General features: G+C 61.3%; 21 protein-coding genes. 12 read left to right on the top strand and 9 right to left on the bottom strand.

Annotated features, from left to right (window positions below; translation table 11 throughout):
* The first annotated feature begins 23 nt into the window (after nt 1–23).
* From ACN0SY_RS15030 to ACN0SY_RS14995, 8 genes are all read left to right on the top strand, one after another.
* Nucleotides 24–3,008 (top strand): 2-oxoglutarate dehydrogenase E1 component, encoded by a 2,985-nt coding sequence (locus tag ACN0SY_RS15030; RefSeq protein WP_417688474.1) that lies wholly within the window; start codon nt 24–26, stop codon nt 3,006–3,008.
* A 72-nt stretch (nt 3,009–3,080) separates the two neighbouring features.
* Nucleotides 3,081–4,577, top strand: a complete 1,497-nt coding sequence (gene odhB, locus ACN0SY_RS15025; protein ID WP_417688472.1) for a 2-oxoglutarate dehydrogenase complex dihydrolipoyllysine-residue succinyltransferase — start codon at nt 3,081–3,083, stop codon at nt 4,575–4,577.
* A 36-nt stretch (nt 4,578–4,613) separates the two neighbouring features.
* A complete protein-coding gene (locus ACN0SY_RS15020; RefSeq protein ID WP_417688470.1) occupies nt 4,614–5,231 on the top strand; it encodes a LysE family translocator in 618 nt (205 codons plus the stop codon).
* 2 nt (nt 5,232–5,233) lie between these two features.
* Nucleotides 5,234–5,671, top strand: a complete 438-nt coding sequence (locus ACN0SY_RS15015; protein WP_417688468.1) for a hypothetical protein — start codon at nt 5,234–5,236, stop codon at nt 5,669–5,671.
* Nucleotides 5,672–5,701: 30 nt separating this feature from the next.
* Complete coding sequence (locus tag ACN0SY_RS15010; protein WP_417688466.1) at nt 5,702–6,457, top strand: SDR family oxidoreductase; 756 nt, start codon at nt 5,702–5,704, stop codon at nt 6,455–6,457.
* A gap of 44 nt (nt 6,458–6,501) precedes the next feature.
* A complete protein-coding gene (gene lpdA, locus ACN0SY_RS15005; protein ID WP_417688464.1) occupies nt 6,502–7,905 on the top strand; it encodes a dihydrolipoyl dehydrogenase in 1,404 nt (467 codons plus the stop codon).
* A 275-nt stretch (nt 7,906–8,180) separates the two neighbouring features.
* Nucleotides 8,181–8,672 carry a twin-arginine translocation pathway signal gene (locus ACN0SY_RS15000; protein ID WP_417688462.1) on the top strand — a complete coding sequence of 164 codons (492 nt, stop codon included), beginning with the start codon at nt 8,181–8,183 and terminating at the stop codon, nt 8,670–8,672.
* Nucleotides 8,673–8,693: 21 nt separating this feature from the next.
* Nucleotides 8,694–9,305, top strand: a complete 612-nt coding sequence (locus ACN0SY_RS14995; protein WP_417688460.1) for a ferric reductase-like transmembrane domain-containing protein — start codon at nt 8,694–8,696, stop codon at nt 9,303–9,305.
* Between the two features lie 36 nt (nt 9,306–9,341).
* Here the strand turns inward: ACN0SY_RS14995 and ACN0SY_RS14990 are convergent, their stop codons facing one another.
* Nucleotides 9,342–9,992, bottom strand: coding sequence for a pyridoxamine 5'-phosphate oxidase family protein (locus ACN0SY_RS14990; protein ID WP_417688458.1), 651 nt, complete (start codon nt 9,990–9,992; stop codon nt 9,342–9,344).
* A gap of 141 nt (nt 9,993–10,133) precedes the next feature.
* A complete protein-coding gene (locus ACN0SY_RS14985) occupies nt 10,134–10,601 on the bottom strand; it encodes an Lrp/AsnC family transcriptional regulator (RefSeq protein WP_417688456.1) in 468 nt (155 codons plus the stop codon).
* A gap of 119 nt (nt 10,602–10,720) precedes the next feature.
* Here ACN0SY_RS14985 and ACN0SY_RS14980 point away from each other — a divergent pair, with 119 nt between their 5' ends.
* Both ACN0SY_RS14980 and ACN0SY_RS14975 read left to right on the top strand, forming a co-directional pair.
* Entirely contained in the window at nt 10,721–11,695 is a 975-nt protein-coding gene (locus ACN0SY_RS14980) for a nucleoside recognition domain-containing protein (protein ID WP_417688454.1), read from the top strand.
* A gap of 202 nt (nt 11,696–11,897) precedes the next feature.
* Nucleotides 11,898–13,643 (top strand): autotransporter outer membrane beta-barrel domain-containing protein, encoded by a 1,746-nt coding sequence (locus ACN0SY_RS14975; RefSeq protein WP_417688452.1) that lies wholly within the window; start codon nt 11,898–11,900, stop codon nt 13,641–13,643.
* 72 nt (nt 13,644–13,715) lie between these two features.
* On the opposite strand, the gene ACN0SY_RS14970 is transcribed toward ACN0SY_RS14975, so the two are convergent.
* Nucleotides 13,716–14,135 (bottom strand): MerR family transcriptional regulator, encoded by a 420-nt coding sequence (locus ACN0SY_RS14970; protein WP_417688450.1) that lies wholly within the window; start codon nt 14,133–14,135, stop codon nt 13,716–13,718.
* An 81-nt stretch (nt 14,136–14,216) separates the two neighbouring features.
* Here ACN0SY_RS14970 and ACN0SY_RS14965 point away from each other — a divergent pair, with 81 nt between their 5' ends.
* Nucleotides 14,217–14,843 carry a cation transporter gene (locus tag ACN0SY_RS14965; protein WP_417688448.1) on the top strand — a complete coding sequence of 209 codons (627 nt, stop codon included), beginning with the start codon at nt 14,217–14,219 and terminating at the stop codon, nt 14,841–14,843.
* 6 nt (nt 14,844–14,849) lie between these two features.
* On the opposite strand, the gene ACN0SY_RS14960 is transcribed toward ACN0SY_RS14965, so the two are convergent.
* From ACN0SY_RS14960 to fsa, 6 genes are all read right to left on the bottom strand, one after another.
* Complete coding sequence (locus ACN0SY_RS14960) at nt 14,850–15,071, bottom strand: hypothetical protein (protein WP_417688446.1); 222 nt, start codon at nt 15,069–15,071, stop codon at nt 14,850–14,852.
* Between the two features lie 93 nt (nt 15,072–15,164).
* Entirely contained in the window at nt 15,165–15,575 is a 411-nt protein-coding gene (locus tag ACN0SY_RS14955; RefSeq protein WP_417688444.1) for a serine/threonine protein kinase, read from the bottom strand.
* A gap of 165 nt (nt 15,576–15,740) precedes the next feature.
* The gene (gene rpsU / locus ACN0SY_RS14950; RefSeq protein ID WP_417668460.1) at nt 15,741–15,965 is read right to left on the bottom strand and encodes a 30S ribosomal protein S21; all 225 of its coding nucleotides are present in this window, start codon (nt 15,963–15,965) and stop codon (nt 15,741–15,743) included.
* Between the two features lie 180 nt (nt 15,966–16,145).
* Nucleotides 16,146–17,117, bottom strand: coding sequence for a tyrosine recombinase XerC (locus ACN0SY_RS14945; protein ID WP_417688442.1), 972 nt, complete (start codon nt 17,115–17,117; stop codon nt 16,146–16,148).
* 56 nt (nt 17,118–17,173) lie between these two features.
* Nucleotides 17,174–18,478 carry a DUF1835 domain-containing protein gene (locus ACN0SY_RS14940; RefSeq protein ID WP_417688440.1) on the bottom strand — a complete coding sequence of 435 codons (1,305 nt, stop codon included), beginning with the start codon at nt 18,476–18,478 and terminating at the stop codon, nt 17,174–17,176.
* Nucleotides 18,479–18,734: 256 nt separating this feature from the next.
* Complete coding sequence (gene fsa / locus ACN0SY_RS14935; RefSeq protein WP_417688438.1) at nt 18,735–19,388, bottom strand: fructose-6-phosphate aldolase; 654 nt, start codon at nt 19,386–19,388, stop codon at nt 18,735–18,737.
* Between the two features lie 232 nt (nt 19,389–19,620).
* Between fsa and ACN0SY_RS14930 the strand changes: the two genes are divergently transcribed.
* A complete protein-coding gene (locus ACN0SY_RS14930; RefSeq protein ID WP_417688736.1) occupies nt 19,621–21,816 on the top strand; it encodes a primosomal protein N' in 2,196 nt (731 codons plus the stop codon).
* Nucleotides 21,817–21,891: the final 75 nt, after the last annotated feature.

Genomic DNA, 21,891 nt, shown 5'->3' with positions numbered 1-21,891 from the left:
GGGGACCTCTCCGCTGGATGGACATGGCACGGCAGGAAGCGAACAACGTATTCGCACTGACGTCGTTGCTTTACGGCGCCAACGCAGCCTATATCGAAGACCTCTACGCTCAGTACAAGGAAAACCCGAGCTCGGTCGATGCCGAGTGGCAGGATTTCTTTGCGGCTTTCCAGGACGAGAAGGAAGCCGTCCTGAAGGAAGCGCGGGGGGCTCCGTGGAAACGCAAGGATTGGCCGCCTGCGGCCAGCGGCGACCTGGTCAATGCCTTTGACGGCAACTGGGCTCCTATCGAGCAGAAGCTCGGCGACAAGCTGAAGAAGCAGGCAGATGCCAAGGGCACACAGATGTCCGACGCGGATGTCCATCAGGCCACGCGCGACTCCGTGCGCGCCCTGATGATGATCCGCGCCTATCGCATGCGCGGCCATCTTCATGCCGATCTCGATCCGCTTCGTCTGTCGCCTCCGGGCGACCACGAGGAACTTCATCCGTCCTCCTACGGCTTCACCGAAGCTGATTGGGACCGCAAGATTTTCATCGATCACGTTCTGGGCCTGGAATACGCCACCCTGCGCGAGATGATGGACATCCTGAAGCGGACCTACTGCTCCACGCTCGGCGTCGAGTTCATGCACATCTCCGATCCGGCAGCCAAGGCCTGGATCCAGGAGCGCATCGAAGGTCCGGACAAGCATGTTGCCTTCACCAAGGAAGGCAAGAAGGCAATCCTGAACAAGCTTGTCGAGGCCGAAGGCTTCGAGAAGTTCCTCGATGTGAAATACACCGGCACCAAGCGCTTCGGCCTTGACGGTGGTGAAGCGCTGATCCCGGCGCTTGAGCAGATCATCAAGCGCGGAGGCCAGCTTGGCCTCAAGGACATCGTTCTCGGGATGGCCCACCGCGGCCGCCTGAACGTCCTGACCCAGGTCATGGGCAAGCCGCATCGCGCGGTGTTCCACGAGTTCAAGGGCGGTTCCTACGCGCCGGACGACGTGGAAGGTTCCGGCGATGTGAAGTACCACCTTGGTGCATCTTCCGACCGTACCTTTGACGGCAACGACGTTCACCTGTCGCTGACAGCGAACCCGTCGCACCTGGAAATCGTGAATCCTGTGGTTCTGGGCAAGGCCCGTGCGAAGCAGGATCAGCTTTCGGCTGTCGACGGCAAGTGGCAGATGGACACGACCAACGTCGAGCGGTCCAACGTACTGCCGTTGCTGCTGCACGGCGATGCCGCATTCGCGGGTCAGGGCGTGGTTGCCGAATGTTTCGGCCTCTCGGCCCTGCGCGGTCACCGCACCGGCGGCTCGATCCACGTCATCATCAACAACCAGATCGGCTTTACGACGAACCCGCGCTTCTCGCGTTCCTCGCCGTATCCGTCCGACATGGCAAAGGTGATCGAGGCTCCGATCCTGCATGTGAACGCAGATGACCCGGAAGCCGTGACCTTCGCGGCCAAGATCGCCATCGAGTACCGCCAGACGTTCGGACGTCCGGTGGTCATCGACATGATCTGCTACCGCCGCTTCGGCCACAATGAAGGAGATGAGCCGGCGTTCACGCAGCCGATCATGTACCGCAAGATCCGCAAGCATCAGACGACGCTGCAGCTCTATTCCGAACGCCTGATCAAGGAAGGCGTCGTGACGGCTGACGAAGTCGAGCAGATGAAGACCGATTGGCGTGCTCATCTGGATGGCGAGTTCGATGCCGGACAGGCCTTCAAGCCGAACAAGGCCGATTGGCTGGACGGCAAGTGGTCGGGTCTCAAGCGGGCCGATGACGAAGAAGATCCGCGCCGCGGCCAGACCGGTATTCCGGAAGACGAGCTGAAGGCAATCGGCAAGGCTCTGACGACCGTGCCGGATGGCTTCAACGTCCATCGCACGATCTCGCGGTTCCTGAACAACCGTCAGAAGATGATCGAGACCGGCGAGGGCATCGATTGGGCTACCGCCGAAGCGATCGCCTTTGCTGGACTGCTCAAGGAAGGTCACGCTGTTCGCCTGTCCGGTCAGGATTGTGAACGCGGCACCTTCTCCCAGCGTCATTCCGTGCTCTACGACCAGGAAAACGAAGGCCGTTTCATCCCGCTGAACAACCTGGCGGAAGGCCAGGCGCGCTACGAGGTCATCAACTCGATGCTCTCCGAAGAAGCGGTTCTCGGGTTCGAATATGGCTATTCGCTGGCCGAGCCGAATGCCCTGACGCTCTGGGAAGCCCAGTTCGGCGACTTCGCCAACGGTGCCCAGGTCGTATTCGACCAGTTCATCTCTTCCGGTGAACGCAAGTGGCTGCGCATGTCCGGTCTCGTCTGCCTTCTGCCGCACGGCTATGAAGGTCAGGGGCCGGAACACTCCTCCGCTCGCCTGGAGCGCTATCTCCAGCTCTGCGCGGAAGACAACATGCAGGTCGCGAACTGCACGACGCCGGCGAACTACTTCCATATCCTGCGCCGTCAGCTCAAGCGTGACATCCGCAAGCCGCTGATCCTGATGACGCCGAAGTCTCTTCTGCGTCACAAGCGGGCGGTGTCCAAGCTCAGCGAACTGGGTGAGAACAGCACCTTCCACCGTCTCCTGTGGGACGATGCGGAAATGGGAACTTCCGAAACCAAACTGGTTCCGGACGACAAGATCCGCCGCGTCGTCATGTGCTCGGGCAAGGTCTACTTCGACCTTCTCGAAGAGCGCGAGAAGCGCGGGATCGACGATGTCTACCTGCTGCGCGTGGAACAGCTCTACCCGTTCCCGAAGAAGGCCCTGTCGACGGAGCTCAACCGCTTCAAGAACGCCGAGATGGTCTGGTGTCAGGAAGAACCCAAGAACATGGGTGGCTGGTTCTTCGTCGAACCATACATCGAGTGGGTGCTCCAGCAGATCGGTGCGAAGATGACGCGTCCGCGTTACGCTGGCCGCAGCGCCATGGCCTCCACGGCCACCGGCCTGATGTCCGCACATCTCGCACAGCTCCAGGCCTTCCTCGAGGAAGCGCTCGGAAACTAATTGGCAAGGGGCTGCGACGGCGCGGCCCCTCGCACACCGGAAATGGCCAGGCAAACTTAAGAGAAGGCGACCATGGCAACCGAAATTCGCGTCCCCACGCTGGGTGAATCCGTATCCGAAGCAACGATCGCACAGTGGTTCAAGAAGCCGGGTGATGCCATCCAGGCCGATGAACCGCTGGTGGAACTGGAAACCGACAAGGTGACCGTCGAAGTGCCGGCCCCGGCATCAGGTACCCTTGAAAGCATCGTGGTCAACGAGGGCGACACCGTCGAGGTCGGCGCTCTGCTCGGCCAGATCGCGGATGGCGCAGGCGCCGCGGCTCCGGCTGCCAAGAAGGAAGCCGCCGCTCCGGCAGCAGCTTCTTCCGCATCCATCGTCGATGTCGTGACCCCGAGCGCTGGCGAAAGCGTGACCGAAGCTGAAGTCGGCGAATGGAGCGTCAAGGTCGGCGACGTGGTCAAGGCTGACGACGTTCTCGTCGAACTGGAAACCGACAAGGCGGCTCAGGAAGTTCCGGCTCCGGTCGGCGGCACCATCGTCAAGATCTCGGCCCAGACCGGCGACACCGTCGAACCGGGCGTTCTGCTCTGCCAGATCGACAGCTCCGGCGCACCTGCTGCCGCAGCTCCCGCCGCAGCCGCTGCTCCGGCACCGGCCGCGTCCGCAGGTGGCTCCTCCATGCCGCCGGCGCCTTCCGCTGCCAAGATGATGGCTGAAAAGAACATCTCTGCCGATCAGGTTGCCGGTTCCGGCAAGCGCGGCCAGGTGCTCAAGGGCGACGTCATCGCTGCCGCTGCCGCAGGCGTGACCGCTCAGCCGGCTGCCACCCCGGCCGCTCCGCGTGGCCCGGTTTCCGCCGACGACGCAAGCCGCGAAGAACGCGTCCGCATGACCAAGCTGCGCCAGACCATCGCGCGCCGCCTGAAGGATGCCCAGAACACTGCGGCCATGCTGACCACCTACAACGAGGTGGACATGGGCCCGGTCATGGAACTGCGCAAGCAGTACAAGGACCTGTTCGAGAAGAAGCACGGCGTGAAGCTTGGCTTCATGGGCTTCTTCACCAAGGCTGTCTGTCACGCGCTGAAGGAAATCCCGGCCATTAACGCCGAGATCGACGGCACGGACGTCATCTACAAGAACTTCTGCCACGTCGGCGTGGCTGTCGGCACGGACAAGGGCCTTGTGGTTCCGGTCGTTCGTGATGCCGACCAGATGTCCATCGCCGAAATCGAGCAGGAAATCGGCAACCTCGGCAAGAAGGCTCGCGACGGCAAGCTCGGCATGGCCGACATGACCGGCGGCACCTTCACCATCTCCAACGGTGGTGTCTACGGCTCGCTGATGTCCTCGCCGATCCTGAACGCTCCGCAGTCGGGTATCCTGGGCATGCACAAGATCCAGGAACGTCCGATGGCCATCAACGGTCAGGTCGTCATCCGCCCGATGATGTATCTGGCGCTTTCCTACGATCACCGCATCGTTGACGGCAAGGAAGCCGTGACCTTCCTGGTTCGCGTCAAGGAAAGCCTGGAAGATCCGCAGCGTCTGGTTCTGGATCTCTGATAAAGAGGTAAGGACAACGCCGGGAGAAGGAAGCCCATGACCCTGGAGTTTCTGATAACCGCCCTTGTGGTCGTTCTGGTTCCGGGAACCGGCGTTGTCTACACAGTTGCAGTCGGCCTTGGTCAGGGCCGGCTGGCGAGCACTGCGGCTGCCTTCGGCTGCACGCTCGGCATCGTTCCTGCCATTCTCGCGTCGGTGATGGGCCTCGCGGCCCTTCTCCACACCAGCGCGTTGGTCTTCCAGCTGCTGAAATATGCCGGCGTTGCCTATCTCCTTTATCTGGCCTGGATGACCTTGAAAGATCAGGGAGCCCTTTCACTCGGCCGCGATGCGGACCGGGGCACACGCGGCTTGCCGTCGGTCGCCTGGACCGGGTTTCTGATCAACATCCTCAATCCCAAGCTGACCATCTTCTTTTTTGCCCTTCTGCCGCAGTTCATTTCGCCGGGAGCCGTATCGCCCACGGCGGACATGTTGGGCATGGGCGGCCTTTTCATGGCGATGACCTTTTGTGTTTTCGTCATATATGGTTCGTTCGCCGCGTTGGTCGGCACGCATGTCTTGCGCAGCGAGACGGTCCTGACATGGATGCGCCGGACCATCGCCGTCACATTCGCCGGTTTCGGGTTGAGACTGGCGCTGGCCGATCGGTAGCAATGAGAGGTTCCACGATGTCCTGCCTGAACGCACGCACGCTGATCCGTCTCGCGGCCTCTGGCATCATTGCCATGTCCACCGTCGTTGGCGCGGCATTGCTGATCCCGGGCGGCATGTTCGCGGAAGCCGGGTTCAAGGCCGTGGTCAGCCCCACCAGCGTCGAACAGCTGGAAGGCACCTATTCGGTCGATGGCCGTAATCCCAACGGATCTCGTTACGAGGGTCGGGTGTATATCACGGCCAAGAATGGCATTGCCTTCTTCCGCTGGGAAATCAGTGGCCAGACATTCCATGGCCAGGGCGGCATGGCAGGATCCGTTCTGACAATCGATTGGGGTGAGAGCCAGCCGGTGATTTACCGGGTCAATGCTGATGGCACGCTCGACGGAACATGGGCCGGCGGCAAGGCGTCCGAACGACTGGTCCGGATCAAGTAGTCCGATGGGCGGCAAGGAGACACGATCGCAATGACCGAAGTGGTCTTGGTCACAGGTGGAAGCCGCGGTATCGGGGCCGCCGTCTGCCGGCGTCTCGCTGAAGACGGCCGTGCGGTCGTCGTGAACTATGCCGCCAACCGCGAAGCCGCCGATGCGCTCGTCACAGAGATTAAATCTGCAGGTGGCATTGCCGGTGCCGTTCAGGGCGATGTCCAGAATGAAGCCGATGTGCTCAAGATGTTCGAAGTTGCCGACGAGCTCGGTACCCTTGTCGGGCTGGTGAACAATGCAGGTGTCGTCGATCAGTCTCAGCGGGTCGATGAGATGTCGATGGATCGGCTGACTCGCATGTTCTCGATCAACGTCATTGGCTCGTTTCTTTGCGCCCGCGAGGCCATCAAGCGGATGTCCACGCGCCACGGAGGCAAGGGCGGCAGCATCGTCAATCTGGGTTCTGCGGCCTCAAAGCTCGGTTCCCCAGGCCAATATGTGGACTACGCTGCCGCAAAGGGCGCAATCGATACGATGACTGTGGGCCTTGCGAAGGAAGTTGCCGATGAAGGCATCCGCGTCAATGCTGTGCGCCCAGGCATCATCGAAACTGAAATCCATGCCTCCGGCGGTGTGCCGGATCGTGCGGCGGAGCTGGCCCCGACGCTTCCCATGAAGCGCGCGGGCACCGCCGACGAAGTGGCAAAGGCAATCATCTGGCTTCTTTCCGAAGATGCCAGCTACACGACTGGCGCGATCCTGGATGTTTCCGGTGGGCGCGCAATCCTCCCCTGATCCGCAACGCGGATCGTACGCAGAAAAGGCAAAAGGCGACCGAAATGTCCCAATATGATCTTGTCGTCATCGGCACCGGCCCCGGCGGTTATGTTTGCGCCATCAAGGCAGCTCAGCTTGGCCTGAAGGTGGCCGTTGTCGAGAAGCGTGCCACCCACGGCGGCACCTGCCTGAACGTCGGCTGCATTCCTTCCAAGGCGCTGCTGCATGCTTCCGAGATGTTCGCCGAAGCCGGTCACGGCTTTGAAACTCTGGGCATCAAGGTATCCAAGCCGAAGCTCGAACTTGGCACCATGATGAAGCACAAGCAGGACGTCATCGACGCCAACGTTAACGGTGTCGGTTTCCTCCTGAAGAAGAACAAGATCGACGCCCATCACGGCACCGGCAAGATCCTATCCGCGGGCAAGGTCGAGGTCACGGCAGAAGACGGCTCCAAGTCCGTTCTGGAGGCGAAGAACATCGTCATTGCTACCGGCTCGGACGTCATGCCGCTGCCGGGTGTAGAAATTGACGAGAAGCAGGTGGTCTCTTCCACCGGCGCGCTGGAACTCGAGAAGGTTCCGGGCAAGCTGGTTGTCGTTGGCGGCGGCGTGATCGGCCTTGAGCTCGGCTCCGTCTGGGGCCGCCTTGGCGCGGAAGTCACCGTGGTCGAGTTCATGGACAAGATTCTCGGTCCGATGGACGGCGATGTTTCCAAGAATTTCCAGCGCATGCTGAAGAAGCAGGGCATGGAGTTCAAGCTGTCGTCCAAGGTCACCGGCGTGACCAAGAAGGGCAAGGGCCTGGAAGTCACCGTGGAACCTGCAAAGGGCGGCGAAGCGCAAACCATCGAAGCCGATATCGTTCTCGTTGCCATTGGCCGCAAGCCCTACACTGAAGGCCTTGGCCTTGCCGAAGCCGGCGTCGCGCTGGATGAGCGCGGCCGCGTGAAGACCGATGGTCACTACGCGACAAATGTCGCAGGCATCTATGCCATCGGCGACGTGATTGCAGGCCCGATGTTGGCCCACAAGGCAGAGGACGAGGGCGTTGCCCTGGCCGAACTGCTGGCCGGCCAGAAGCCGCATGTGAACTACGACGTCATTCCGGGTGTCGTCTACACCCAGCCGGAAGTCGCTTCTGTCGGCAAGACGGAAGAAGAGCTCAAGGCAGCAGGTGTCAACTACAAGGTGGGCAAGTTCCCGTTCATGGCCAACGGCCGCGCCCGCGCCATGAACCAGACCGACGGTTTCGCCAAGGTCCTCGCTGACGCGGATACCGATCAGGTTCTGGGCGTTCACATCGTCGGCTTCGGCGCAGGTGAAATGATCCACGAAGCTGCCGTCCTGATGGAATTCGGCGGCTCGTCGGAAGACCTGGGCCGCACCTGCCACGCTCACCCGACCATGTCGGAAGCGGTCAAGGAAGCTGCTCTGGCGACCTTCGCCAAGCCAATCCACGCCTGATCGAATTTTCGGATCTGACGTTGAAAAGGCCGGGCCAACGCCCGGTCTTTTTATTTGGCCGGGACGTTTCGTGAAAGCCATCCCACGGTTTGACGAGGGGATCCAGGCCTGGGATGGGGGAGGTAGGCGTCGAGGAGCGCGCGAATGTGCCTTGATCACGAAGCCGTGAGAAAGCTTTGCATTCGGACGTGAGGCCCCTAGGTCACCCCCATGCAAAAACGCGCTATAGTTGATGTCAAGCCGAGCCGCTTGGCGCCGGAAGGGAGACCGTCTCCATGACCTGCAAACTCGTGACCCGCCGCACTCTCGTTACCTCAGCCGCTGCGACACTGGTTGCCGCAGCTTCTCCACGCCTTCTCGTTCCTGCGCAAGCCAAGGGCGTCGAGCCGACCCGTTCCATGCGCGGCGGCTCGAACAACTACCGGCCCGGGACACCGGTCGTCGACAGGATTGGCGGCGGAGGCTTCTGGATGACAGGCACCGTCCGGCGGGCCGGCGACGGCGCCCCGCTCGCGGGACAGCGCATTCAGATCTGGGCCCATACCACCGAAGGGCACGAGCGCGATCCGCAGAGCCACGGTGCGACCCTAACGGATGCAAACGGAGAGTTCCGGCTCGAAATGCCGCAGATCGTCCCGGCGTTCGGTCAACCGCACGGGCATCTGGCCTATGACAGCGGCGACTTCGAAACCGTGTTCCTGCGGCCCGTGATGGCAAGTGCCCGGGATACCAGCCTGGAAGCCCATTTCGTCCTTCAGCCTGTCTGACCAACACGGGATGCTCCCCGAATGACATCTGTGCGCGCGGCCCTGATCTGGACAGCTGTCGTGCTGATCATCGCCGCGCCAATTGCGGCGGCAGCAATGAGCCCTCTGCTGCAATGGCGCCAGCCGGTCTACATCGTGGCCGGGTTTGCCGGTGTGATGGCAATGGCGCTGCTCCTGCTGCAGCCTTTGCTCGCGGGCGGATATTTGCCCGGGCTTGCCGGGCTCAAAGGGCGGCGCCTTCACCGCTGGATTGGCGCGATCCTTCTGGCGGCCATCGTCGTTCATGTCGGCGGGCTCTGGATCACCAGTCCGCCGGATGTCGTCGACGCCCTTTTGCTGAGGTCGCCGACACCCTTCTCGGTCTGGGGTGTTGCTGCCATGTGGGCGCTCGTTGGAGCGGCGCTTGTGGCCCTTGTCCGGCGTCGCCTGCGTATTGCTCCCCGGACATGGCGCCAGTTTCATACCGGCCTTGCGATCGTCGTTGCCGCGGGCAGTGTCGTTCATGCCATGCTGATCGAGGGCACGATGGGAACCGCCACGAAGGCGTTGCTCTGCCTCGCGGTTCTCGTGGCGATGATCAAGACGGTCACGGATCTCCGCGTCTGGACAGTCCGCGGTCGCAGCAAGGACTGAGGGGCAAAAAAGACCTCTTCAGGGGCCTTTTGATGCTCAGTACATGGTCTTGAGATACTCGGCCTCGAGATCGGCGTCCTTCTTGCGCATCTCATCCATATCGGTAGGCGCTCCTGTCGTCTGATCGAGCAGCATCTGCATCAGTGATGGCAGCTGGCTGCGGTCCTGCCGATGCTCCGGATCCCACAGCCGGGAGCGGCGGAACGCCTTGGCGCAATGGAGAAAGGCCTCCCGGATCCTGATCACGATGGCGCTTCGGGGACTACGGCCATTGACCGCCAGGGCTTCGAGCAGGCCCGGCTCGGTGACGATGCTTGCCTTGCCGTTGATCCGAAGGGTTTCATCGAAACCGGGAATCATGAAAAGCATCCCCACATTCGGATTGGCGACGATGTTCACGAGCGTGTCGAGACGGTTGTTGCCGGGCCGGTCCGGTATCGCCAGAGTGTGCCAATCGATGATCTTGACGAAACCCGGTGCGTCGCCGCGCGGGCTGACGTCGGCGCTTCCGTTCGGTCCTTGCGTACCGATGCAGACAAAGGACGACAGTCTGATGAAGTCTTCGGCGTGCCGGTCGAGACCGTCCATGCATTTCAGGGATGCCAAGGTATGTGTTGCCTCATACAGGGCGCGCAGAGAGGCCTCGTCGGAAACGACGTGTTCCGGATCTATCTTGAAGTCCCTCATCGTATTGCCTTTCAAAAAAGCGGCGAGCCGGAAATCATCCGGTTGGCATCTAAAGGTGCAGAATATCAACAATGAGGTACGTACATCAAAAATACCAGGACTGTCAATTTCCGCGAGGAGGCAAGGCAACAGTCCGGGGTTTCAGCGCCCGGCTTCGGCAAGCCGGAGGGCCGTTTCCTCCTTGGCAGTTCGGATGACGATCATTGTGAAGAAACGAGCGACATTGTGCTGGTCGCGGAACAGCCTGTCGCAAAGGGCATCGAATTCTTCCATGTCATGCAGGCGCATCATGAGGACCACATCCGTTTCGCCGGTCACCGCATAGGCATGGGAAACCGCCGGCTCCCTGGTGGCAATGTCCAGGAACCGGCGCATGTGCTGTTCGCCGTGCAGCTTGAGCTCAACAGTGACGAGGGCCTTGATCGCACGCCCCGCCTTTGCCGGATTGAGGATGGCGACGATCCGCTCGATCACGCCCGTCTTGCGCAGGCGTTGGATGCGGCGCAGACAGCTCGACGGCGACAGGCCGACTTCCTCCGCCATGTCGACGTTGGTGCGCCCGGCGTCGCGTTGCATGAGATTGAGGATTTTGCGGTCGATACGGTCCATTTCAGGAGCATAACCGTTAGAAATGGCCTTGCAATAAAATTGCACTTCAACGCAATCTTTGACCAAAAATGCGAAGGACTTCGGAGTATCAAACCGGGGTCATTTCATGGGAGCACACGATGGCAAGGTTTGATCTGGTCAAGGAGAAGACGCGCGAAACGGTAGAGGTCTACTGGCTGCTCGCCCGCATCATGATCCCCATTGCGATCGCGACGGAAGTCCTGTCCAGGATGGGGGTGATCAAGGCCATCGCCCCGGCGCTCGAACCGGTGATGGGCATCGTCGGCCTGCCGCCGGAACTGGGTCTCGCCTGGCTGACCGGTATTCTCGTCGGCATCTGGGGCGCGCTGCCGCTGGTCTACACGCTTGTCGATCCAGCGTCGTTGACCGTGGCCGATGTGACGATCTTCTCATCCCTCCTGCTTTTTGCCCACGGTCTTCCGATGGAGCAGAAGATCATCCAGCAGGCGGGCCCGGGAATGACGGCCACGACCATCGTCAGGATCGCTGGAGCGTTGCTCTATGGCTTCATCCTGCACAGGATCTGCGAGGCGACCGGCTGGCTGTCCGAACCCGTCGATCCGACATGGATTCCGATGACGGCAACCACAGACTGGACCCAGTTCTTCTACGGTCTGGGCGAAACCATGGTCTGGATGCTGGTCATCCTCGTTGTGCTCGTATGGGGACTCGAACTGCTGAAAGCCAGCGGCATCCTGAAGCTGATCATGACGGCCCTGTCGCCAATCCTGCGCCTTGCGGGCATCAAGGGCGAAGCCGGACACCTGACCGCCGTCGGCCTGTTTCTCGGCATTTCCTACGGCGCCGGGCTGCTCATCCGCGAGGCACGCAGCGGCCTGGTTTCACCGCGCCAGATTTTCCTCTCCTGCGTCTTCATGGGCTTTGCCCACAGCGTGATCGAGGACACGCTGATCATGATTGCGATCGGGGCCGACGTTCACGGTGTGGTCACCGGCAGGGTCATCTTCGCAATCATCGCTACCGCCATCATTGCCGGCCTTCTGAACAGGCTGGAAGAAAAGCCCTTCTTCGCCCGTATCCTCCGCCAGCAAGGTGCTCACGCTGAAGGGTAAGGGCTGAAAGCAGAATGCGATGCCTTCAAAGAGATTAATCGCCGAACTGGACGGATTGTGCTAAGCGGGCCTTGCAATTTTTGCTTACTTTCCTGTTAGATTTGACAGGTATTTTTTGATGACTTGTTTCGGGGGGCGAAACGTGTTTTTCAGCCGGAAATTTTTTACGGGCTATGGATCCAGGCGCTGCAAGATACTTCTTATGGGGTGTTGCCTCGGTTTTTTGGCGCTTGGTCCTGTAGAAGAGGCGGACGCTTACGTCCTTCGGACAGCTGGTGCCCAGAATGCGATCACGCCCAGGATCATCACCTCAGAGGCAACCGGCCGCATCTCTGGAGACACAATAGCCTTCAATTGGGATTATGATGCGTCGACACCGTTTGCCGTCGGCGACCGCCTCGAATTTTCACTAAGTTCAGGGGCGACCTTTGCCGACAGCACCTATACGCTGGAAGGTGATGAGGGCGGCGCCGGCACCGGCGATTTGTCAGGCTCGACACTGCTGACTACTTCCCCCAATGGTCGGTCCACGATCGTCTTTCAGCTTAAAGCCACTTCGGGAACGTACCCTCTGGAAGATCAGGAGGGCGTGATCCTGAGCGGGGCAAGCATCGCGGGGCAACTTACCAATGTGAATCTTCCGCAGGTTCCTGGCGTCGACATCTATCTGACCGCTACCTTGCGCGACGCCTCCAACAACCTCAAAGGCTCTGCCACGGTCTTGCTGTTCGACAATACGCTGCAACGTATTTCAGATCAGGACTATCAGGCGGAAATTCAGAGCGTCCTGGCGACCCATATGACGAGCCTGACCAGTCAAAGCGTAGGTCTCGCCGGCCTTATGACCAATCAGGGCTTTGGCGACGGGGGCAGCAATTTCTCAGGTCTCTTTGGCGAGTATGGCCAGATCGCCAATGCCTTCTTCGCAACTTCGGGACTTTCCTTTCCAGGCTCCATCAATATCTCGGGTGGTCAAGGCGCCTTTGCAGCTAGTCTGAACCAACTGAGGGCGGCGAAAGGCATGCGGATGGCGGAAGGCGATCGTACTTCCGACGGAGAGGAGCCGAGCCCGATCAATGTCTGGATCAAGGGGCGCTGGGAAGCGGCAAGGGATTCCCGCAGCTCCACCACCATCGAAGCTGATTTCGGTGTCGTCTACACTGGCATTGATTATCGGGTGACGGAAAACACACTTGTCGGCGTATTGGCTCAGGCGGACTTCTATTCAAATACCTCTACCCTCAATAACGGCAAAGGGTACGGTGTAGGCTGGATGTTCGGTCCCTATTTCGTCACGCGTCTCGATGACCGCTTGATCTGGGACGGCCGGGTCAGCTGGGGATTGGCGAAACACCATTTCAAGTTGAACGGACCGAAGTGGGATGAGTTCGATAGCGCGCGCTGGCATTTCGAGACAAATCTAACCGGTCAGTTCGCCTATGAGGGATGGGACATCAATCCCTCGCTTGGCTTGAGCTACTTTGCCGAGCAGCAAGAGAGCTTTACGAGCGTCAACGGCACTGTTGTCGGTGCACAGACCGTGGACTACGGCAGCTTCAAGTTCGGCCCGGAGGTTTCCCGGGATGTGTTCAAGTCCGATGGCGTCAACGTACGCCTGCACACCGGTCTCAGAGGGATATGGGACTTCAGGGTTCCGGACAGCCTTCAATCCGGCAACGGTGTGCTGGGAAGCGAGCATTTCCGTGCCCGCTTCGAACTGGGCGGGAGCGTCAAGCTCGACGATTTCGGCGACCTCTATGGCCGCTATGCCGTCGACAGCACCGGTTCAGGGGACTACATGGCGCACAGTGTGGAAGTGGCGCTGAACGCACCGATCCGGCTTGGCAGTTCTCGCCGAACCGCCAGCCTGTCGGGGGCATTCAATCAGTCGCTGGGTGAGGATGTGGCCAGCAAGGTCAATCTCAAGCTGGTCGTCCCGCTCCACTAGCTGCGGCGTTTTTCTGCGGCGCTTCAGGTTTCTTTTTGCCATCTTGAGGCGGCCACGATCAGTCTTGGCCGCTCAATGCTCCCCCTCACACAGCCGGTGGTCGGCAAAGGCTTTCAGGATGGAGCAGTCGGCGGCGGTGTGGCCGCCATCACAGCTCGCCGAGATGCGCGCAAGCTCACTCTCCAGCTTCTGCAGCCGGGCAATCCTCTCACGCACGGCAACCAGCTGCTCGGCAGCAATCCGGCTGGCATCGGCGCACGGGCGTTCGGGATGAGCGCTCAGGTCCAGAAGACGGCGGATCGCCTCCATCGGCAGGCCTAGATCCCGGCAGTGACGGATGAAGCCGAGGCGCTCAAGGTCTTCGTCGCGATAGCGCCGCTGGTTGCCTTCCGTGCGAACGGGGTCCTCGATCAGGCCTTCCTGCTCATAGTACCGAATGGTGGCGACCTTGACGCCGGTGCGCCGGGACAGATCTCCGATGGAATATTTCATAAGACCCTCTTGAACCTCTAGCCGCTAGAGGAATTACATAAGGAGGGAACCTGATGATTCCGAGACCACGGAGACGAGAAAATGGGCGCCTGCTGCGGGCATGATCACGGAGCCGCATTCGATGGCCTTTCGCCGGACTACAAGCGGCGGCTTTGGCTCGTCATCTTCCTGAACGCAGGCATGTTCCTGGTCGAGATGATCGCGGGCCAGGCGGCTGGTTCTAAGGCACTTCAGGCCGACGCGCTGGACTTCTTCGGCGACGCGGTGACCTACGGCATTTCCCTGGCGGTGATCGGCGCAAGCTTGAGGGTGCGGGCGAGCGCGGCACTCGCGAAAGGAATCAGCCTGTTGCTGATGGGCCTTTGGGTGGCCGGTTCGACCGGTTATCAGCTGCTCGTGCTGGGGGTTCCGCAGGCAGGCGTCATGGGCGCCGTCGGCTTCCTGGCGTTGCTGGTCAACCTGGTCAGCGTGCTGGTCCTGATGCGCTACAAGGACGGCGACGCGAACGTCCGTTCCGTCTGGCTCTGCTCGCGCAATGACGCCATCGGCAATGTTGCGGTCATGCTGGCCGCCCTCGGGGTCTGGGGTAGTCAGACCGCCTGGCCGGACCTGATCGTCGCGGCCCTCATGGCAGGGCTGTTCCTGTCCTCAGCCGTCCAGATCCTGAGGCAGGCGCTTGGCGAATTTCGCCACAGCGCCCACGCCTGAGCCGAGTTATTCGGCCTTGCCGCTCTCCGGCTCCGGTAGGATCAGTGGCGTCTTCACCGCATCGTCCGGAAGGTCGTTGGTGGCAATCGCGACATCCGAAAAATCGGTCTGTGCGACGGTCATCTTCGACTTTGCCTTGGCGGTCTTGGCCCATTCGCAGGCGCTCGCCGGGGCGGAAACAAGTGCGGTAACGCCAAGGGCTGCAATAACTGCTGTCATGACACGCATGGCTTTCCTCCATCGTGTGATCAGCCACGCACCATAGCGCAGCTTCCCCTAGGGTAGGCGATCTGGAGGGAAACGCAAGTTTGGGCGCTGCGGCTACTTGCGTGTCAGAGTGTAGCTCTGGATGGTATCGGGAAACTGAGGGTCGTGCTTGATGTCTGTGACGAAGGCGTCGAGCCGGTCGCCGAAGCCGCGCACGTCGATATTCTTGACACCGAGAAAGCCGACCAGGAGCACGTTCAGCCCGCCGCCGTCACGAAGTTCGGCCTTGGTCCATCCCCACTTGCAGTCTCGCGGCGAGCATTTAGTGAAGGCGCGGATCCGCGCATGAACCTGATCGTTGACGCACTTCGTCTCGATCTCGAGGCGGGAGAGTTCCTTCGGTTTCGCTTGCCCGTTGACCCAGATGCCGTGTTCGGGCAACGGGCAATAGATGCGAGCCTCCGCCTCTTCGCCAATGGGCATGAGCAGAGCGATAACGAAACACAGGAAAATGAAAGGACGCATTGCGGCATCTCCTTGGATCGGAGCCTGTCGTCAAAGCGTTAGGGAAACGTTAACGGCATTCTGGGGCCGTTCGACCGGTTCCACGCGGGGCGCGCATGAACTGCGAAGCCTCTGGCGCGGAACCTGATCGGAAATCTGGCGCAGGCCCGAAGGCCTGCCGAGCAATTAGCGCTTGCGAGCGCCCGGAGCCAGACCTTCGCGCTGAGCGAGCTTGCGCGCAGCCTTGCGGGCGCGGCGGACAGCTTCACCCTTTTCACGGGCGCGCTTTTCGGACGGCTTTTCGTAAGCACGGCGGGTCTTCATTTCACGGAAGACGCCTTCACGCTGGAGCTTCTTCTTCAGAACGCGAAGGGCTTGGTCGACATTGTTGTCACGAACGAGAACTTGCAAGATGTCTCCTTTGGTTGTTAGCGAATGCCGCTTCGACAAGCGATGCAGGCAGCATGAATTGACGGGCCGCGCGCGAGGGCGGGCCAGGAAGGCGCGACACTACCAAAATTTTCGCAGAATGCACCCCCTAATTGGCAGAAAACTTGCCGAAGTATGCGTTTTTTTGACCCGCGCCCCATATCAGCGCCTCGGATGGGCCTGGTCATAGGCCTCGAGCAACCGCGCGGCGTCGATTTCCGTATAGATCTGGGTGCTGGAAAGGCTGGCGTGGCCGAGAAGTTCCTGGATCGTCCTGAGGTCACCGCCGCCGGCAAGTAGATGAGTCGCAAAGGAATGGCGCAAGGCATGGGGTGTCGCGCTATCTGGAAGGCCGAGCGCCCCCCGGAGCTTTTCCATTGCCAGCTGGATCATGCGCGGATTGAGCGCGCCGCCGCGCGCACCTAGGAACAGAGGACCGTCGGCTTTCACCACATAAGGGCAGAGCTTCAGATACGCCTCTATCGCCTCCGGAACGGCTGGCAGGATCGGCACGATCCGCTCCTTGCCGCCCTTGCCGACAATGCGCAGGCTCTTCGTGCCGGTCTTGGGCGCCGTGCGCCCGGTCAGGGACAGGGCCTCGGAAATGCGAAGGCCGCAGCCGTAGAGCAGGGTCAGGACCGCTGCGTTGCGGGCCTCGATCCACGGCTCTGATTCCATGGCCAGATCGCCACTCGTCAGGTCGATCGCATCCTTGGCCGATACCGGCTTGGGAAGCGTTCTGGCCTGACGCGGCGGGCGAACCGCATCGGAAGCGGCGGCATTTATCTCGCCGCGCCGTTCCAGAAATTTCAGGAAGGACCGGATGCCGGCCATGCCTCTGGCGAGTGATCGGCTTTGAGCGCCGCCGCGCCGCCGTCTTGCCATGAAGGCGCGGAAATCGGCCGGCCGCAGGTCGCGAATGTCCTTCAATCCCGGCGCGCCGCCCAGATGGTCGGTGAGAAAGCGCAGGAACTGGCGAACGTCGCGCTCATAAGCGACCAGTGTCTTGTCCGAGAGGCGGCGCTCGTCCGACAGGTTGTCGAGCCAGCGGCCAAGCCGGTCGTTCAGGTCCGGCCTCGCGATCACCAGAAGGGCGTCGAGATCCGAACTCTTTGATGTGGCGGATGAAGGCATGGCGCAAATCCTAGCCTTCATCCGGTAGCAATCGGTTAACGATGCCTTTGCCTTAGCTACTCAAGCCGTACAGGGCGTTGCGCGCTTTTGTCCCAGCGCCAATCGGGTCCGGCGAAACAGGTCACGCCACCATGTTGGCGAAGGCGTGGTCCACAGGTTTTCCAGTCCTTTTCCCCAGCGACAAGCGCCTTGCCGGTAGGCGTGAGCGAGAAGGAAGTCTTGCCCCAGTTCTCCATCGAGAAGTCATTGTCCGAGCTGGCAAGGGCAGGATCGTCCGCATCGCGGAGCCTCAGAAGCGTTCCAAGGAACATGAGGTCGCCGTGATAGGGCAGCGGATCCCGTTCCCGCATGAACGCGGCAAAGATCCTGCCCCAGTTCATCGGTCCGTCCGAGAGGATCTGCAGCACGGTTTGCTCGGTGAAGGACAATCCGTTGCGGCTGTCGGGCAGCTCCTGAAGGTAGCGGGTCAGTGCGCCTGCGAGGAAGGGCAGGGCCGTTCGTTCTGTCTGCGACAGCACATGCAGTTCCGTCGGATCGGGCCTGATCAGAGCCTTCCAGACCGCCTCGGCGTCCTTGTAGGCGGCCTCCGGCACGGGCTTGCGTTCGCCATACATGTGCCGGAGAGCGGCAGGCGACAGCTGGCCTATCCCGATGAATTTTGCGATTCCGGGAAAGCTGTTCAGGCTGATCAGCTCGACCTTGCGCGCGGTTGCTCCGACCATATTCAGGCGGCGCAGGACCGTGACCAGCAAGAGCTGATCATAGGGGTCATGTTCGAACCAGAGGACGATCCGGCCGTAGGTGCCGGACGCGGCAACACGATCCTCTGCCTCGCGCAAGCGCTGAAGGTTCTCCTCTTCGTCCTGACCGGGATATTCGCCTGCAATGAAACGTGCGCGAGTGCGCAGTGCCTCAGGTCCCTCAAGCACTGGTCCCTGGCAGACCGGGTCCGCGGACATGAGAAAATCACCGGCAAATCCGGCCCGCTGCAATGCTCGCTCGATGTCGTTGCCACAACGAATATGAAGCGTCGCCATATCGGCGTCGGGAGCAGGCGCTTTTCCCTCGATCGCCTGCCGTGCCGCGTCGATCTCGCCGACATGACGTTTCAGTGCAGGCCAGCTTGGAAGTCCGGCTTCCCGTGCGATGACAAGCTGTGCGTCCGCCAGTTTGAGGTTCATGGCGTCGAGCTGCCTGGCTCGCGGATGATGGTTCATCAGGCGCTCCAGCGCGCCGGAATTTCCAGCGCGCGCAGCGTCGCGGAGCGCCTTGGCGTGTTTCTTCTGCAGATCGAGATTGAGGGAAAGATCGCTGGAACTCAGCAGCGGCAGGTCCTGCGCATCGCGCAAGTTATCAGTCATGGTGACCCCCGGGCTCGGTTGTCGTCCAGTGTCCGCCTCTCCGGATCGAGCGGGAATCGGAATGTGCGGGCGCGATAACGCCCGAATTCAAGTCGGCGTGCACAGCTTTCCGCGGACCGGAGGCCCCGCCGAGGGCTCATGACCGAGAATAGGTCACCTCGTCAGGACGGTGCAAGTGGCCTCTTTCAGGGCAAAGAAAAACCGGCCTCAGGGGAGGCCGGTTTCGTATTTGCATTTCGCAGGTGCGCGATGTCGATCAGATGATCTTCTGGCCGGTCTTCGCCCAGTCGGCGAGGAAGGCTTCCAGGCCCTTGTCGGTCAGCGGATGCTTGACCAGCGCCTTCAGGGTGGACGGCGGGATGGTCGCAACGTCAGCACCGACCAGCGCACATTCCTTGACGTGGTTCGGGGTGCGGATGGACGCTGCGAGGATCTGCGTGTCGAAATCGTAGTTGTCGAAGATCACGCGGATTTCCTGGATCAGGTCCATGCCGTCCAGGTTGATGTCGTCGAGGCGGCCAATGAACGGCGAAACGTAGGTTGCGCCGGCCTTGGCTGCCAGGAGCGCCTGGTTGGCCGAGAAGCAGAGCGTGACGTTGGTCTTGTGGCCCTTGCTGGTCAGCGCCTTGCACGCCTTGAGGCCGTCGAGGGTCAGCGGCAGCTTGATCACGACGTTGTCGGCGATCTTCACCAGTTCCTCGGCTTCCTTCATCATGCCGTCGAAGTCTGTCGCGGCGACTTCAGCGGAAACGTCTCCGTCGGTGATCTTGCAGATCTCGGCGATGACTTCCTTGAAATCGCGGCCGGACTTGGCGATCAGCGACGGGTTCGTGGTCACGCCGTCGAGCAGGCCGGTTGCGGCCAGTTCCTCGATTTCTGCGGTCTCGGCGGTGTCGACGAAAAACTTCATGGACTTGTGCTCCGTAGTGGGCGCCTCTAAAGGCACATCCGCCCCCTTCCGATCGGGAGCGGTTGAAACTCGTATCGTCGTCTCTTTACCGTAGGATGCGATCGAGAAGAACCCCCGATTCGCTTTGGGGGTGATTTATGCGGTGCGTACCTCAGAACGGCGCGGGCCGCTTTGCAGACAAGAATCGAGAGCGTGCCGGGTCGAAGCCGGCAGTGGAAAGTGAACGCCTTTGCTGTTCGACGACGATCCGGCCTTCAGGGAGACCATTGCCAGCGTGCTGGTCCCCGTGGCGGTGCCCAGACCCTATACATACCGCGTTCCACCGGGCGTTTCCGTCACGCCAGGGACGATCGTCCGCGTGCCGCTCGGCCCGCGGGAAGTGTTGGGCGCGGTCTGGGATGGTGAGCCGGATGCGGCGATCAATCCGAAGAAGCTAAAGGCGATCAGCCATGTTTATGAGCGCGCACGGCCGCTCGACGCCGACTTGCGCCGTTTTGTCGACTGGGTCGCAAACTGGACCCTGGCGCCGCCGGGCATGGTCCTGCGAATGGTGCTGCGCTCCGAGGAGGCACTCGAAGACGAGCCGCCGGTGGCAGGCGTGCGCAAGGTTGGGGACCGTCTTCCCGAAAGGTTGACCCCGGCCCGCAAGCGCGTCCTTGAAACGATGGAAGACGGCTTGGCCTGGACGAAAAGCGGTCTGGCCCACGCGGCCGGCGTCAGCCCGTCGGTCGTCGACGGGCTGGTCGACCAGCAGGTGCTCGAAATCGTTTCCATGCCGGCAGCCCCGCCGCCGCCCTTGCCTCAGGTGGATTTCGCCACAGTCAATCTGACCCCTTCACAGACGACAGCTGCCGAAGGCCTCGTCGCCAGTTTCGACAAGGGCTCTGCGGTTTCACTGATCGACGGCGTGACGGGATCCGGCAAGACAGAAGTCTATTTCGAGGCCATTGCCGAGGCGATCCGGCGCGAGCGGCAAGTCCTCGTGCTTCTGCCGGAAATCGCCCTGACCGAGCAGTTCCTTCGACGGTTCGAGAAACGATTCGGTGTCTATCCGTCCGAATGGCACTCGGAGATCACGCCCAAGAACCGCGCCCGTGTCTGGCGCGGGGTCGCGAGCGGTGACGTGCGGGTCGTGATCGGGGCGCGCTCGGCGCTGTTCCTGCCGTTCTGCGACCTGGGGCTGATCGTGGTCGATGAAGAGCATGACGGCGCGTTCAAGCAGGACGACCGGGTTCCGTATAGTGCCCGCGACATGGCGGTCGTTCGCGGACATCTGTCGAAGTTTCCGGTGATCCTCGCCAGTGCGACCCCGTCCGTTGAAAGCCGGGTCAATGCAGACCTCGGCCGCTACACCAGATACGAGTTGCCCGAGCGCGCAACTGGCGCCGACATGCCGGAACTCAAGGCGATCGACATGCGCCACGAGGGCCCCGACAAGGGCCGCTGGATCGCGCCCGAGCTGCTGGAGGCGATGAAGGAGACCTTTGCTGAAGGTTCGCAGACGCTTCTGTTCCTGAACCGGCGCGGATACGCACCACTGACGCTTTGCCGCACCTGCGGTCACCGGTTCCAATGTCCTCACTGCAGCAGCTGGCTGGTCGAGCACCGGTTCCAGGGACGTCTCGTCTGTCACCATTGCGGTCATTTCGAGAAGGTTCCGCCCAGTTGCCCGAGCTGTTCTGCCGCCGATTCTCTCGTGGCCTGTGGACCGGGTGTGGAAAGAATCGCCGAGGAGGTCGAGGATCGTTTCCCGCAGGCGCGCACGCTCATCCTCTCCTCGGACCTTCCGGGAGGCCCGGAGCGGCTGCGACGGGAGATGAAGATCGTCGAGGAGGGCGGTGCCGACATCGTCATCGGCACGCAGCTCGTCGCCAAGGGGCACAACTTTCCGAAAATGAAGGTCGTCGGTGTCATCGACGCGGATCTGGGTCTTGCTCATGGCGATCCGCGTGCGGCCGAAAAGACGTTCCAGCTTTTGGCGCAGGTGACCGGACGCGCTGGGCGTGTGACCGGCGGCGGCCGCGGTTTTCTGCAAACCTATTCGCCGGACCATCCGGTGCTGAGAGCCCTGATGTCTCAGGATCGCGATGCTTTTTATGCAGCCGAGATAGAGGCGCGCCGAGCCGCGGGGCTCCCCCCGTTCGGGCGTCTTGCCGCGATTGTCGTATCGGGCGCCGACAGGCATCTGACCGAGGGTCTTGCCCGGGATCTCGCACGGGCCGCCCACCCGGATCCGGCCGTCACTGTCCTGGGACCCGCCGAAGCGGCGCTGGCCATGGTGCGGGGGCGCTTCCGGTTCCGGCTGCTTTTGATGGCGCCGCGCCAATATGATCTGCAGGGTTATATAAGGAGCTGGCTGGCGCAGGGGCCGCGTCCCGTGAAGGGCATGCGCGTCCAGGTCGATATCGATCCGCAGCACTTTTTATGACATCGGGAGAAAAAACAGCCCGAAATGGCGCTCTACCGCCTTTAGGTGAAGTTGCATGCGCAGAAACCCTGTGCT

This window comes from Roseibium sp. (assembly GCF_048261595.1).
Classification (GTDB): Bacteria; Pseudomonadota; Alphaproteobacteria; order Rhizobiales; family Stappiaceae; genus Roseibium.
Note: the sequence above shows the minus strand (reverse complement) of the source record. Positions and strands in the feature narration are given on the sequence as shown.